The 13,366-nt window shown below is 62.7% G+C and carries 14 protein-coding genes; 2 read left to right on the top strand and 12 right to left on the bottom strand.

The window, feature by feature from the left end:
- Nucleotides 1-25 precede the first annotated feature (25 nt).
- From JNK99_RS04100 to JNK99_RS04070, 7 genes are all read right to left on the bottom strand, one after another.
- On the bottom strand, nt 26-787 hold the full coding sequence (locus JNK99_RS04100) for a DUF4239 domain-containing protein (RefSeq protein WP_291849012.1): 762 nt from the start codon (nt 785-787) through the stop codon (nt 26-28).
- A 169-nt stretch (nt 788-956) separates the two neighbouring features.
- Nucleotides 957-1,712 carry a hypothetical protein gene (locus tag JNK99_RS04095; RefSeq protein ID WP_291849009.1) on the bottom strand — a complete coding sequence of 252 codons (756 nt, stop codon included), beginning with the start codon at nt 1,710-1,712 and terminating at the stop codon, nt 957-959.
- Nucleotides 1,713-1,818: 106 nt separating this feature from the next.
- A complete protein-coding gene (locus JNK99_RS04090; RefSeq protein WP_291849006.1) occupies nt 1,819-2,292 on the bottom strand; it encodes an ion channel in 474 nt (157 codons plus the stop codon).
- 103 nt (nt 2,293-2,395) lie between these two features.
- Entirely contained in the window at nt 2,396-2,842 is a 447-nt protein-coding gene (locus JNK99_RS04085; protein ID WP_291849003.1) for a hypothetical protein, read from the bottom strand.
- 116 nt (nt 2,843-2,958) lie between these two features.
- A complete protein-coding gene (locus JNK99_RS04080) occupies nt 2,959-3,234 on the bottom strand; it encodes a hypothetical protein (protein WP_291849001.1) in 276 nt (91 codons plus the stop codon).
- Nucleotides 3,235-3,409: 175 nt separating this feature from the next.
- Nucleotides 3,410-4,087 (bottom strand): hypothetical protein, encoded by a 678-nt coding sequence (locus tag JNK99_RS04075; RefSeq protein ID WP_291848997.1) that lies wholly within the window; start codon nt 4,085-4,087, stop codon nt 3,410-3,412.
- Between the two features lie 13 nt (nt 4,088-4,100).
- A complete protein-coding gene (locus JNK99_RS04070; RefSeq protein WP_366518704.1) occupies nt 4,101-4,832 on the bottom strand; it encodes a DUF2092 domain-containing protein in 732 nt (243 codons plus the stop codon).
- On the opposite strand from JNK99_RS04070, the gene JNK99_RS17615 reads away from it, so the two are divergent.
- Nucleotides 4,813-5,034, top strand: coding sequence for a hypothetical protein (locus JNK99_RS17615; RefSeq protein ID WP_366518703.1), 222 nt, complete (start codon nt 4,813-4,815; stop codon nt 5,032-5,034). The genes JNK99_RS04070 and JNK99_RS17615 overlap by 20 nt on opposite strands.
- 4 nt (nt 5,035-5,038) lie before the next feature.
- Here JNK99_RS17615 and JNK99_RS04065 read toward each other — a convergent pair whose 3' ends face one another.
- The 4 genes from JNK99_RS04065 to JNK99_RS04050 form a co-directional block, all read right to left on the bottom strand.
- Nucleotides 5,039-5,323: a hypothetical protein gene (locus JNK99_RS04065; RefSeq protein WP_291848991.1), complete on the bottom strand. Its 285-nt coding sequence runs from the start codon at nt 5,321-5,323 to the stop codon at nt 5,039-5,041.
- A gap of 48 nt (nt 5,324-5,371) precedes the next feature.
- Nucleotides 5,372-6,901 carry a DUF1254 domain-containing protein gene (locus JNK99_RS04060; RefSeq protein WP_291848987.1) on the bottom strand — a complete coding sequence of 510 codons (1,530 nt, stop codon included), beginning with the start codon at nt 6,899-6,901 and terminating at the stop codon, nt 5,372-5,374.
- Nucleotides 6,902-7,016: 115 nt separating this feature from the next.
- Nucleotides 7,017-9,521 carry an arylsulfatase gene (locus JNK99_RS04055; RefSeq protein WP_291848984.1) on the bottom strand — a complete coding sequence of 835 codons (2,505 nt, stop codon included), beginning with the start codon at nt 9,519-9,521 and terminating at the stop codon, nt 7,017-7,019.
- Nucleotides 9,522-9,556: 35 nt separating this feature from the next.
- Nucleotides 9,557-10,396 carry a hypothetical protein gene (locus JNK99_RS04050; RefSeq protein ID WP_291848981.1) on the bottom strand — a complete coding sequence of 280 codons (840 nt, stop codon included), beginning with the start codon at nt 10,394-10,396 and terminating at the stop codon, nt 9,557-9,559.
- Nucleotides 10,397-11,076: 680 nt separating this feature from the next.
- Between JNK99_RS04050 and JNK99_RS04045 the strand changes: the two genes are divergently transcribed.
- Nucleotides 11,077-11,382 (top strand): hypothetical protein, encoded by a 306-nt coding sequence (locus JNK99_RS04045; RefSeq protein WP_291848978.1) that lies wholly within the window; start codon nt 11,077-11,079, stop codon nt 11,380-11,382.
- 258 nt (nt 11,383-11,640) lie between these two features.
- Here the strand turns inward: JNK99_RS04045 and JNK99_RS04040 are convergent, their stop codons facing one another.
- Nucleotides 11,641-12,699 carry a sodium:calcium antiporter gene (locus JNK99_RS04040; protein WP_291848974.1) on the bottom strand — a complete coding sequence of 353 codons (1,059 nt, stop codon included), beginning with the start codon at nt 12,697-12,699 and terminating at the stop codon, nt 11,641-11,643.
- Nucleotides 12,700-13,366: the final 667 nt, after the last annotated feature.

Below are 13,366 nucleotides of genomic sequence, written 5' to 3'. Positions count from 1 at the left end.
GTGACCGGGCCGTCCGCCGTGGCCATCAGTTGCCCAAGCGCACAAGCACCGCGCGCAGAGGCCCGTCGGACACCCGGAGCAGACCCGAGTAAGGATGATCCATCTCGAGAATGAGAAAGATGGCGCCGGCCACCGACAAGGCGCACAACACATTGACCGTGCGAATCGTCCCGTTGGACGGCGCGAACAGGTTGATTCCGACCGAGATGATCACCAGCCAGAACACCAGCACGACGAGCAGCGGCATGGTGATCGAACTGCCGCTGTGGGCGACCACCACCGAGCTGATCTGTGCCAGGCTGTCAGTCGTTTGCAGGGCCTTCGACCAGGCCGAATGCTCTGCCGCACCCGTTGGCGAGAGCGCGTGCAGGGTCTTTTGCAGTTCGTGGAGGTCGTTCCGGGCGCCGCCAACCGCTGGCTGCGCATTCGCCGGGCGATCGCTGCCCCAATACTCGGCGAGCCTCGATGAGACCATGCTGCGCAGCAACTCGCGCGCCGGTCCGGCAGAGCTGCCCAGTTGTTGCAGATTGTTGTCCAGTTGCAGGATTTGTGCGGCGGAGGTTTCGACCTGCTGCGAGACGGTGTCGAACGACGCCTTGGCAGACGAAATGATCAGACCCAGGACCAGTGCCGCGAGGGTCGAGAGAAAAGTGATCCCCATCTTCACCATCTCCTTGGTCTCGTCTTCAAGGTGATGCTTCGGCAGGCGGTTGCGCAGGAAAGCGCCGATCGCGGCGCCGGCCAGCACGAGCAGCACGACGCTCGCCGCAACGAGCAGCGGATTCATGACGTCAGTCCGTTCAGGCCGGCGCTTCTCGCGCGCCACCCCAACGGTGCACGGCATGAAACGGTGGCAGGCGCGAAGACGATACCCGGCATGCGTGCCCCCTTGCTGCGCCGGATCGTGGTCATTGTCGACCGTTGCCGGGCAACGGTCGGTCTGAACCAGAGCAGGCTCAAGTCTGCGGAGCGGCTGTCGTGGCCGGCACCTCCACCACCTTAATCTCCTTGGGTGGCTTGGCGGGCACGTGTGCATCGTAGAGCGCCTGGATGCGCTTCAACTTGAGCACGCCATGAAAGACGATGACCAGCATGAGCACGACAAGAAATCCGACCAGCACTTCCTCGACTCCATAGGCGGCTTTGCGGTTGGCGAGGTAGGCGCCGACAATCGTGCCGAGAATCACCAGATTGAGCAGCCAGTTGGTCGCTTTCGACACGAGGTAGTTCATGGTGCCGAACCCGCAGAGCTGATAGAGCATGAAGGGAAGAATCGCCATTGCCGGAATCAGCTCGGAAGCGCCAAGTGCCACGTCGACCGCATCGGACGCCCGCGGATGCAGCAGCGTACTGTGCGCCAACTGGTGAAACAGGGGTGGCAAGGCGCAGAGGAACGGCACCACCGAGAGGAATTCGAGGATCAGTCCGCCCGACCACAGACTGGTCTGTGATGCCGCATCGCAGCCGGCGGCGGATGACTGCGACGCGACGAACAGCCCACCGACGACTGCGGCAGCGCAGGACAGCAGGAGCAGTTCGACGGTGATGCCGAAAGCCGCGGGTTCGCCGGCCTTGATCAGCAGCAATGCCACAAAACCCGGCGTGAAGAACATCACCCGGACGAGCCGGGTCCACAGGCGTGGATCGCGCTCGGGTGGCAGGAGCGGCAGTATGGAGCCATCGTCACCAATGGCAGGTCTGGCTTTCGACATGTTTGACTTCTCCCTTGAAAACGAAAAATGCACCGCCGTCCGGTGCTGGACGCTCCGGCGTCTCGCCTGCAATGCTGCGCACCATCAGCCAACCCTGGCCTGCCGGCTAGTCCTCGACGCTATGCAGCCGCTGGACGATGTCGGCCAGTACCGCCGTTGACCAGCCGAACATCAGGAAGCCGGTCATCGACTCGAAGTTCCCGAAGCCGCGCCATTCGTCGGCGAGCAGGATGTTGCCATCGCCCATCGTGGTATAGGCATTGATCGAAAAATACATCGCCAGCCCGAGGTTGTGCACCAGGCCGATCAGGTGATAAAAGGCGGCCCAGATTACGACTTCGCCGAAATGGGTGAGCAACAGGATGGTGACCACGGCGATGACCACGGCTGTGCGTGCCGCCCGGTGCGGACCGTGCATGACGGGTCGACCAAATCGCTTGTAAACGGTGTGCACCACGTTGATGCCCAGGCTGTGCCAAGTCACCGTCAGGCACATCGGGAGCAGTGCCGCCAGGATTTGCCGGCCGTACTTGAAATCCAGCTCCAGCAGCGCATGTTCAGCCAGCGACAAGGTGTTCATTGGAGCCCCCCTTCAGGCTGCGAAGACGCACCTACTTGATGACCCTCCTTCCATCCCACCTGTAAACTGGTTCGACCATCGGATCGAGCCAACCGTAGTGGACTCACCTGGTGCGTACGAAATAAACGTCGAACTTCTGTTGCACCACGGCCTGGTAGTAGACACCCTTGAGCAGGTCGTTCGCCGGGTCGTAGGTAAGCGTGTAGGTCGAGCCATTATAGCCGCCGGCGCGCAGTTCGAAGAACAGCCTGAGCGTCTTGCCGTCGCGTGACGCCTCGGCCCTGGCAAACGGCAGCGGCTTCGGATTGGCATAGGCGGCGTCCAGCTTGCCGTCGGCGCCGACGTTCATGATGCTGATCACGTAGCCGCCATCGGGCCGCACCCAGCGTCCCGACAGGGCGGCGAAAGTGGGTTCGGACTGCTGCGGCGCAGCCACCGTGCTGACCAGCGGGGTTCCCGCACCCTGAGCGACAGCCGGTTCCACAAGAAAGCCGGGGCTAAGCGCGAGGCCTGACAGGAGGAGCGTTGCGGAAGCGCTCAGGGTCTTCATGGAAGGTGAGTCATCGAGGAATGCGGCCGGCACCCCAGGCGCCAGTACCTGGGGTGCCGGTCGTGTCGCGTGTCGCGTGTCGCCCGGCATATGCACAACGTCCGGATCACAACGGCTCAACGACACACACGCCGCCCGTCCACCATCCGGCAACCGGCCGGGACCACTTCCACTTCCTTGGCCGGTTTGACGACGACTTCCTTGGCGGGGTCGACGACCACTTCCTTGTGCGGTACTTCCACGACCGGCACCGGCTTGCGAACATCCACTTCCGGGGCTGGAACCTCGCAGCGGGCCCGACGAACACCATCCGCACACACCTCTGCACTCGCATCGGCAACAAAGGTCACCAACAGGCAAGCGGCAGCAAAACTGATCAACGTGGTTTTCATGAATTTCTTCTCCAAAGGGAACTGCTTGGTGGTAACGCATCATGTGAGACCCCGCAAGTGCCTGGCGGGAAACACGCGAAGGCGCTGGCCGACACGTGCCCCCGGAACCGGGCGTGCCACCAGGGCGACGCAGGGATCGCCTCATTCGGCCAAGGCGATCCCGTCTGACAGCGCGTCAGGGCGTTGGAACGACACGGTAATAGACCCCGTTGGCGCCGTAGGCCGGTTGGAACCAGGTGTTCCCCAGGAGGTAGTAGGTCGTGCCGTACTTCTGAACGGCAACCGCTCCGGCCGGCAAGGCAGCGTAGTTCACCCCCATCGCATAGGCAGCAGCGGTATTGGCGCTGCCCGCGGCATAGCCCGAAGAATAGGCGCTGCTGGTCGCCGCAGCGGTATTGGCCGAGGCGGCTGCGGCTCCCGCAGCGACACCAACGACCGCACCGGCTGCCGCCGCGCAGCCGTAGCAACCGGCCGCCGCGTAGGCGGGAACCGCCACCGGTGGGTGGTAGGGGTAAGCAGCGGCCGGCGGGCGATAAACAGCCGCTCCTGCAGCGGTCGTATGGTAAGCACCATCGTCATAGCGCGCGGCGGTGCTGCCGCCATAGACATTGGTATGCTCGACACCCTCACCGTACCTGCCGGCCGTGCTGCCACCATACGCATTGGTGTGCTCGGTGCCACCGCCATAAGCATGCGCCGAGCTGCCACCCCAGGCGTTGGTATGCTCGGTACCCTCCCCGGCGACATGTTCGGTGCTGCCGCCAAAACGGTTGGCGCTGCCCCACGCCCCCGCCTGCCCGGAAAAAAGCGTACTGCCGATCAGCCCGACAAGGGCCAGAACGATCCTGTTCATGCCTGCCTCCTCATTACGGTTTGGTGGATTGCGCTCGAGCCGGCTTGCCGCGCGTCGGTGGCTGCAAACCCTGGCCAGGCTGGCCTGCCGGATGCGCGAAGGAGATCGGCACCGCCGCCGTCGCCTTGGGCGTCGTGAAGGCATCTGCCGCCACGGCGGGGGCGAGCTGCCAGTTGCTCAGTTCCATCTGGTGGCGCAGGCGCAGCGGATCGTCGCGATACACGGCACGCAGCAGGCGCGGCAGCTTGTCTTCGGCGCCGATCCAGATCTGCACGAAGACGTGATCGTTGACGTAGGCCAGCATGTCGGTCACGGTACCGCCGATGACTCTGGACTGGCCAATGTAGAAGGCCTGCTTCAGACCCTCGGCGATGTTCCGGTAGGGGTCGGTGAAGAGCACATCGGAGAACGGGAAGTAGATCGCCGCTGTGTCGAAAGCTGTCTGCAGCGTGGCCTCCAGGGTGGCCGGGGCGGCGGCGATGGCGACCAGATTGTCGGCCGGCGCGTAGGCGGTCATCGTCTTGCCGTCGTAGTAGAACTCCGATGCCGGCCCGTCACCAAGCGTGATCACCCGCAGTTTGTCCGGCCGCTGCATGAGTACCTCGGAGCGGGTCGTGTAAGCCAGCGCCGGACCGAGGCGACTGGGTGCTTCATAGGTGACCAGCGCGGTGAAGGACAGCGCACGCGCCGCCGCCAGGCGTTCGCTCATCGCCTTGAGGAGATCGATGGCTTTCGTCTCGATCACCGGTTGGGGCGCTGGCGCCATGGCCTTGCTCGACGTCTTTGCCGGCTTCGATGCCTTCGTTGCCGTCGCTGGTGGCTGCTGCGCGCAGGCGCTGCCGGCCAGCAGCAAGCTGGCGCCAAGCAGCACCGCTCGGTACATTGTCAAGGGATACGGGATCATCGGTTTTCTCCTCAGGTCAGATAGACTCGGTGGTGATCTGTGACTGCTTACGGGATCATCCCGCACTCGAACATCTTGTTGGCAATGGGCGCCGCCACCCGGTTGATGAATTCGGTGCGCATCGCCGGATCGTTGCGCAGGAGGCCGATGACGCGCTGCTCCTGCTCCGACTTCGGCTGCCCCTTCTGCACCCATAACTGCTCGCAGGTCGCCGACTGATACTTCTGGACCACCTTGTTGGCGACCATGTCGAGGACCGGGAACTGGGCAAAGCTGACGCCCGCGAAGAATACCGCCGACAGGATGGCAACTCCCCCTATACGCTTGTTCATGCTTGTCTCCTCATCTCACAGGTTGACACAACGAAAACTCGCTGCCGATCAGGGTAGCCGCTCGATCTCACCCGGTCGCCAGGTCTGATCGAACCACGGCTCCAGCGGGCCATAGAGGCGCAGGATCATGAACCAGCCCTTGCCGGGAATCGTCTGTACCCAGTTCTTCTCGAACCCGGAGGGAGCCCACGGGCCGAAGTAGACGTTCACCGATCCGTCCGCATTGACCTTGATTCCCTTGTCCTGGCTGCTGACACTTGGTGCCTGCTGGTCGGTCTGCAGCATCGAGCGCGTCTGATTATCGTAGACGATCACCGACCAGAAGTCCTTGACCGGGATGTTGGGCGGCAAGCGTAACCGGTAGTTCCTGGCGCCATCGAACGGGTTGCCCTTCGAGTCCAGGGCGGCCCACGGGTACTGCGACCCTTGGCCGACCATCTTCTCGGCCATCGCCGGGGTCACACCAGTGGCGAAATAGTAAAAGAAGGCGGCACCATCCAGATTGGCAATGCCTGGTGCAAGCTCGAACTTGTAGCCACCGAAGAACGGCAGGCGCCAGGCGCTGTTCGGGTAGAAGAAGGCTTGCGGCTCGCGCATCCTGAAAGCGAGCGTTCGCGCCGTCACTGCGCCGATGTTGGCGGCATCGGTCAGGATTTTCTTCATTCGCTCGTCGGGATTGAAGGGCTTGCCCTTGACGATGCCGATCGAGGCGAACAGACCCAGGGTGGTCGGATCGCTACCTTCGGCCGGTTCCTCCTGAATCACCTGGTTCACCAGTCTCCAGAACGAGTAGTCACCCGGTGCGACGAAGTTCGCCGGCACGCCCGAGGCATTGACGAACGTCATCGGTGGCGGGTTGGCCGCATCGGCAAGCGGATAGATCTTCAGATTCGTCTTGACCGAGTCGACCCCTGGCTTGGTTGAGCCATCGACGAGAAAGGAGCGGAAGGGCATCCAGTTGCCGTAGGTGCTCGGTCGGACGACGAAATAGCCTGGCGGGATTTCGCCCTGGTAACCCGGCGGCAGAATCAGGTATTTGCCGCCCTTTCCCTTGTCGGCCCCGGTGATGCCGATATCGGCCACCCAGCGATACCAGAAGTCGTCGATGGCTCCCAGGACCATGGGAGGGATTTCGACGACCAGCGGCCCCTTCTTCGTATCGATCCAGATGAAGCTGTAGACGGTGTTGTCGTTCGCCGTCAGTTCAACGGTTTTCGGGTCGACCAGGTTCTCCCAGAGGACGTTCGTCTGGTTGTCGGGCCCGAACCTGCGCAGCGACTCGCGCATGCCGGCCTGGTTGACCATCGGGATGGCCAGCAGGTAAGCCTGCAGCGCACGCGACCGATCGAGGTTGTCGTAAATCTTGTGAACGGTCGCGGGGTCCGGATTACCATCGGTCAGGGTGAGCCTGCCGATCGAGGTTTCGAGCTTGTTCGGTGTGACAACGCCCGGCGCGATCGCCGTCGTCATCCTGTACTTCTCCGCCGCCTGCACGACTGGTGCGCTGCCGGCACACAGGGCAACGGCCAGGGCGGATAGCAGCGCTTTGCCAGGGAAAGTCGGTTTATCGGGTCGCATGGCCTGCTTCTTTCGTTGGGTCGATACGATCGGTACTGCGCCGCGTGCGGCTCCCGACAGGAGGAGCTGCACGCGCGCTGCCGCGGATCAAGGGACGACTCGGCAATCGGTATCGTCAGTCCCTGGTCTTCATCGCCGCTTCAAGCTTCCTGATGTCCTCGGGCGACAACTGTGGCCGGTCGATCTTGATCGTCAGCTTGTTGAGCTTGCCGGTGAAGGCGAATGGCGGCTTGTAGTCGGCATCGTTGACGCCGGTCAGCGTGTCGGAGCCGATGTCGAAGCTCTCGTCCCACTGCAGGATCATCGGCAGGGTCTTCGGCATCGTCTTGGTCGCGACTACCTTGCCGTCGACCTTGAGCGTGCCCGTGCCTGGCCGACCGACGCCGCTGAAGTTGTTGAACGCCAGCGTGCCGGCGCCCAGACCGTCGTACTTGAAGTCGAACTCGAGGGTGTGCTTGCCCGGCGTCAGGACATCCGGACCTTCCCATTTCAGGCGCTCCAGATCGACCATGTTCCACAGCCACACCGGCTTGCCCTTGAGCAGATAGAAGCCGTAACCGGCGAAGCGGCCGCCCGAGGTCACGATCATCCCTTCGGCACCGCCCTGCGGCACTTCGATCTCCGCCGTGAAGGTGTAGGAAGCATTCAGGATGAACGGCGAGTCGCCCTGCGGCAGGCCGGTCATCGGCCGCGTATAGACGAACTCGTTGCGCCCGGCGGTGATGTTCGGCCGCGGCGCGACGATGCGCGCAGCCACCGACGCATCGAGCGGCAGCACCTGGTGCTTCTTCGCCTCGGCCAGGAACGCCGCGCGCATCTGCTTGACCTTCTGCGGGTACTTCGCGGCGACGTCCTCCTGCTGGTTCCAGCTCTCCTTGAGGTTGTAGAGCTGGAAGACCTGGTTGTTCAGCGGGTCGGTGTTGGCCGCGCCGAAGACCTGCCACGGTGCGCGGTTGACCTTGGTGCTGAGCAGCCAGCCGTCATCGTAGAGCGCCCATTGGCCGAACATCTCGAAGTACTGCGTCTTGTGGCGCGACGGCGCCTTGGCGTTGGCCGCGTCGAAGGTGTAGAGGAAGCTGGTGCCCTCGATGGGCGCCTGCTTGATGCCGTCGACGACCTCGGGCGCCCTCAGCCCGGCGGCTTCGAGGATGGTCGGCACGACGTCGATGACGTGCACGAACTGCTCGCGCAGGGCGCCCTTGTCCTTGATGCGCGCCGGCCACGACACCGCCATGTTCTGGTTGATGCCACCCAGGCGCGAGGCGTTCTGCTTGAACCAGTCGAAGGGCGTGTCGAAGGCCCACGACCAGCCGGCCGACATGTGGTTGTAGGTTTGCTCGGTACCCCAGACGTCGTAGAACTTCATCTGCACGTCGACCGGCAGTTCATTCAGGCCGTTGAAGAAGGCCACCTCATTCGGCGTGCCGAGCGGCCCGCCCTCTGCGCTGGTGCCGTTGTCGCCGTTGATGTAGATGATCAGCGTGTTGTCCAGGCGGCCGGCGTCCTCGAAGGCCTGGACCACGCGGCCGATCTCGCTGTCGCTGTAGGCGGCATAGGCGGCGAAGACTTCGACTTGCCTGATGAAGAGCTTCTTCTCGTCGGCCGTCAATTGATCCCAGGGTTTGAGCATCTCGTTCGGCCACGGCGTCAGCTTGGCATCCTGCGGGATCACGCTCAGTTTCTTCTGGTTCGCGAAGATGGTTTCGCGCAGCTTCTCGTAGCCGCCGTCGAACAGCTTCATCGCCTGGATCTTCTCGACCCATTCCTTGGTCGGGTGGTGCGGTGCGTGCGTGGCGCCCGGCGCGTACTTGATGAAGATCGGCTTGGCCGGGTCGATCTGGTGCATGCGCGAGATGTAGTCCACCGCGTCGTCCGCCATGCCCGTGATCAGGTTCCAGCCCGGCTTGCCCTGGAACGGATAGATCTGCGTGGTATTGCGGAACAGGTTCGGCTGCCACTGGTTGGAGTCGCCGCCGACGAAGCCGTAGAAGTACTCGAAGCCCATGCCGGTCGGCCACTGGTCGAAGGGCCCGACCTGGCTCGCCTGGAACGCGGGCACGTTGTGGTCCTTGCCGAACCACGCGGTCGAGTAGCCGTTGTCCTTGAGCATGCGGCCGATCGTCGCCTTGTCGCGATCGATGATCGAGTTGTAGCCGGGGAAGCCGGTCGATTGCTCGGAGATCACGCCGAAACCTGCCGAGTGGTGGTTGCGCCCGGTGATCAGCGCGGCGCGCGTCGGCGAGCACAGCGCGGTGGAGAAGACGCGGTTGTAGCGCAGCCCTTCATTGGCGATGCGGTCCATGGTCGGCGTCGGGATGACGCCGCCGAAGGTGCTGGGCACACCGAAGCCGGCGTCGTCGGTGATGATCAGCAGCACGTTCGGCGCCTGCTTCGGCGGCACGATGCGCGGCGCCCACCAGTATTTCGACTGAAGCGCATCGTTCTTGATAACGCCACCGAACTTCGGCGCTGGCGCCGGCAACTGCTTGCCGCTGATCGTCGTCGTCGCGTCGGGCGAACCCAGCACGCCGGAAACCTGCTGGGCAGACACACATCCGCCACCGATTGCGAATGTGGCGGCGATGGCGACCCGAGCCAACCAACGTAGACCTGTTTGCATACCAACCCCCTTGCGTTACGAGAACGATCAAATGTCTAAAAACGGAAAGTCGCACCCAGCGCGAAGCCGGTGAAACGTGCGTCGAGGCCGCTGTCACCGTTGCCGCTGAAGTCGTAGCTCAGGTTGCGCACGGACAGCGTGACGTCACCCCAGCCGTAGCGGTAACCCGCACCGATCAGTGCCTGCCAGGTGGTGTTGTCGGAGCCGGTACCGACATCCAGATAGTAGGGCATGAACCACCTGCCATCCTCGCTGAGGGCGAGCCGCCCCTTGATGCCGGCAATGACGTCCCACTTGTTCATGCTGGCCGAAGCACCGCGCTGGCGCAGGCCACCCGGCAGGCTGAAATCCAGCGAGTTGTCGATGTAGAGGTAGCGGGTTCCGGCGAAGACATCGAGATACGAGGCACCTTGATGCCAAGCCGTGTAGCCGGCGCCCAGTGTGAGGATGTCGGCTTTCAGGTCCATCGATGCGTCAAACGGAATCGCGCCCGTGCCTCCTGGTCGGCGCACGGGCGTGACGCCCGAATCCTGGTTCGCCAACTTCAGATAGATGTAATCGGCAAACACCGACCACTCGCCCTTGCGGGCCTCGCCAGCGAGGAAAAAAGCGAACGACAGCTCGCTCGCGTAATCCATGAACGTGCTGTGTGTGTCGGCGCTCACGCCGTCGGTGAGGCCGCGCGGGCTGAATGTCGCCGAAGTGTAGATGGTGGGGGTCCAGGCATAGGGCGTGACGCTGAAATGCCACTGGCCATCGAGCATGTTCACCGCGTCGATCTTCTCCTGAGCGTCGGCCGGCAACACCGTTGCCAGACTCAGGACACCCAGCACGACGCACACCATGTGCTTCCGGATACCGCATGTGGAAATCATTATGGCCCTCCGCCTGTTGAACCCTTCTTACCTGTCACGGCGCGACCAGCGACCGAGCAGGACATATTCTTTCTTCTCCTGACAGCAGACTGAGGTTCGGCACGGGCCGGCAGTGCCACCAAGGCTGCACTCAGCCCCAGGATGCCAATCCCGGCGGCGGCAGCACGCACACCCTTGTTCGTTTTCATGGCCTGCTTGTCCCCCTGTAGACAAACAGGCGGTATTATCACTCTAATCCCGGGGCATTGGCGTCGACAATTCAGGACAGAATCTTGACATTTCCAGACACAAGGCATCCGGCCACACCAGACCTGGCCAAAAAACGCGGCGCGGGGGGCGCCTCCTCGCTGCTGTCAGAGGTCCCGGCACGGCACGCTGGCTCCCGAGAAGACGCCGAGACGAGATCCTCCCCATAGCGGTTTCTCGTTCGGCGCAACGGTCGGCTGCGAAGGACCGCCATGGGTGGTTTCGAGCGCAAGAACAGGGTGCGGCGACTCTCTTTACCCCTGTCATGTCTCGGCATGAATGCACGCCTTCTGTTGGCTGATGGCGCGCTGGACGAGACTGGTGCTATCGAATCCTGGAACGATTGCCTATAATCCATCGCCTGACGTTCGCACCAATCTTCTTCAACTGGAGGTACCTCGATGAGCATTCTGGACAAGGCCAAGGAAGCTGCCGTGGCAGCGGTCGAAAAAACCATGGAAGTCGCCAGTTCGGCGGTGGAGGTGGTCGAAGAAGCGGGCATCAAGGCGAAGGAGCTGGCTCAGGAAGCCGGCACCGCCGTGGCTGAAAGCGTCAGTGCAACGGCTGGAAAAGCCCGGGAATTGGCCAGCGAAGCCGGCGACATGGCCAAAGGAATTGGTACGGCGATTGCGGATGCGACTTTTGGTGACAACGCCCGAGAGATCGCGGAGCAGGCCAGGATTGCCCAGGAAGAGCAGATCGCGCCTACCGGCGAAACATCGAAGGGCGCTGAAGGATAGGCAACTGATACTCTGCGGAAATGCGCACATCATCCGTTGATCGCGGAAGTCGTGCGGAGCACCCTCCCATCCGGTACGGTTGCGGACCAACGATGCGGCCTTGGCCTGAGGCAGCCAGGCAGCCCGCAGGATTGGGGTGACCTGTCTTCAGGGTTTGGCGCGGCAACCGGCACGACGTTTTCCTGAACGTCGCCCCTTGCCGCAGGCGCGCCGGAGAGGGAGCAAACCCGAACTGGAAGCGCGAAGAGCGGCCACCGCTTATCGGGAAACCAGCACAAACCCCCAGATTCCCAGTACATAGATCAGCAGCACCACCCATGAGTCGGCGCCAAGACCCCAGTATCGCCGGGGTTTGCGCAGGATGATGCCGGCCACGTAGATTGTCGTCATCACCAGTCCGATCATGCCGATCCACGCATTGGCACGCCCCTCGTGCGGCAGAACCGGTTGCCCCGCCAACAGATCAGCGAGCACGAACAGAATGAGCTGAAACGCGTTGCCGCCGAAAATGTCGCCGAAGACCAGAGTGTAACTCTTCATCTGCACGCCGGTGATCGCCGTGCTTATTTCGGGCAAGGCTGACGCAAGCGCCAGGAACGTGGCGCCGAACAACACACCATTGATACCCATGAGGTCGGCCAGACGATCGCCGCTCTGTTCAAGCAGGACACCTGCAGCCAAGGTAACCACCGATGTCAGCACGAAGATCCCGATGACCCTGGCGTTGCTGGCGCCGCCCAGAGCGTCGGACTTTTCCGGCAGATTCGTGGAGGTGCTGGCGACCTGTGTAGATCCGGCAGCAGGTACGACCAGCCCCATGTCCTCCCTCTTCCCGCAGCGGCCAAGAGCCAGCATGCCGGCCAGCCAGGCCACGAAGATGGCCATGCTGCCCAGCGAGACCGAACCAATCGCCGCAGAACCGGGAAGCAGACCACTCATTACGGTGATCGCAATCACACAGATCACGAGGACACCCTCGAGCGCCGGCACGAGGGAGCATGCAGCAGTCGACAGGGGCAACGGCCCGCGAACGAAGCGATCGGCAATGACGAGGACCAGCGTCTGAACAGCCACTCCACCAATCAGATTGCCCGCTGCGATGTCCAGATGGCCACCCGTCGTGGCGCTGACCGTGATGGCCAGCTCCGGGAGGCCCCCGGTGACCGACAGGAGGACCATTCCGCCTATTGTCTCGCCGAAACCGAAACGATCATCCAGAACGTCTGTGGCCTTGGCCAGCCAGACACCGGCAACCCAGGTGGCAATCGCAGCACCTGCGAAAATGAGCAGCAGGACAGGAATTCCAGGATCTTTCATGTCGTCTCCATCCCTTCAACAACACCCGGCTTCGCCTGCGCAGTGCAGCATTGAACGACAGGCTGGACTCGGCGGATTCTCCCAGGCCCGAGGAATCCGGAATGTAGCATCATCTCACCCAAGGCGATCCAGCAATGCTGACCGCAGGCAGCTCGCCAACCAGCCTGAGACACCGATTCCCCACATTTTCACATACACTTACTTTCCATCGCCGATCAATGTCGGGAATCAAGCGCTCGATCCTTCCCCTGCCTAGCGCTCTTGCCGCCGTACTTGCCGGTCGCAGAACTGAGACAGGGAGATTCCCATCGGCTTACCCGGGAAAGAACGCCGCCCAGCGTCTGGCCGCGACAGACAGGCTGTCGTTCGATGTCCTTCCCCGGGCCCCAACAAGCGAGGTCGGGAGTGGCGACATGGCCAACGCCTTCGGAATGATCACCAGAACCGGTTACGTGCCAGATTCCTTGAGCAATACCGGCCGATTGAATGGCCACCGTCGCGTCTGCCCGGCCCACTTCTGCCAGTAGCTTACCACCTATCATGTTTCGGCCCCCTGAAAGAACTTGGGAAGAGGCAGTGCGCTGGCAGCGCGTCTCAAGAGAAGGCGGATGCCGCGTTTGAACCAGGAAAGGGCACTGCGATAGGCTTTGCGGACACTCCAATGGTT

It is taken from the genome of Accumulibacter sp., assembly GCF_016789985.1.
In the GTDB taxonomy this organism is placed as follows: domain Bacteria; phylum Pseudomonadota; class Gammaproteobacteria; order Burkholderiales; family Rhodocyclaceae; genus Accumulibacter.
Note: the sequence above shows the minus strand (reverse complement) of the source record. Positions and strands in the feature narration are given on the sequence as shown.

What these genes read in the sequence shown, in the direction of transcription:
- JNK99_RS04100 (WP_291849012.1), bottom strand. Translation starts at nt 787, where the DNA reads ATGAATCCGCTGCTCGTTGCGGCGAGCGTCGTGCTGCTCGTGCTGGCC.
- JNK99_RS04095 (WP_291849009.1), bottom strand. Translation starts at nt 1,712, where the DNA reads ATGTCGAAAGCCAGACCTGCCATTGGTGACGATGGCTCCATACTGCCG.
- JNK99_RS04090 (WP_291849006.1), bottom strand. Translation starts at nt 2,292, where the DNA reads ATGAACACCTTGTCGCTGGCTGAACATGCGCTGCTGGAGCTGGATTTC.
- JNK99_RS04085 (WP_291849003.1), bottom strand. Translation starts at nt 2,842, where the DNA reads ATGAAGACCCTGAGCGCTTCCGCAACGCTCCTCCTGTCAGGCCTCGCG.
- JNK99_RS04080 (WP_291849001.1), bottom strand. Translation starts at nt 3,234, where the DNA reads ATGAAAACCACGTTGATCAGTTTTGCTGCCGCTTGCCTGTTGGTGACC.
- JNK99_RS04075 (WP_291848997.1), bottom strand. Translation starts at nt 4,087, where the DNA reads ATGAACAGGATCGTTCTGGCCCTTGTCGGGCTGATCGGCAGTACGCTT.
- JNK99_RS17615 (WP_366518703.1), top strand. Translation starts at nt 4,813, where the DNA reads ATGGCTTTCGTCTCGATCACCGGTTGGGGCGCTGGCGCCATGGCCTTG.
- JNK99_RS04065 (WP_291848991.1), bottom strand. Translation starts at nt 5,323, where the DNA reads ATGAACAAGCGTATAGGGGGAGTTGCCATCCTGTCGGCGGTATTCTTC.
- JNK99_RS04060 (WP_291848987.1), bottom strand. Translation starts at nt 6,901, where the DNA reads ATGCGACCCGATAAACCGACTTTCCCTGGCAAAGCGCTGCTATCCGCC.
- JNK99_RS04055 (WP_291848984.1), bottom strand. Translation starts at nt 9,521, where the DNA reads ATGCAAACAGGTCTACGTTGGTTGGCTCGGGTCGCCATCGCCGCCACA.
- JNK99_RS04050 (WP_291848981.1), bottom strand. Translation starts at nt 10,396, where the DNA reads ATGATTTCCACATGCGGTATCCGGAAGCACATGGTGTGCGTCGTGCTG.
- JNK99_RS04040 (WP_291848974.1), bottom strand. Translation starts at nt 12,699, where the DNA reads ATGAAAGATCCTGGAATTCCTGTCCTGCTGCTCATTTTCGCAGGTGCT.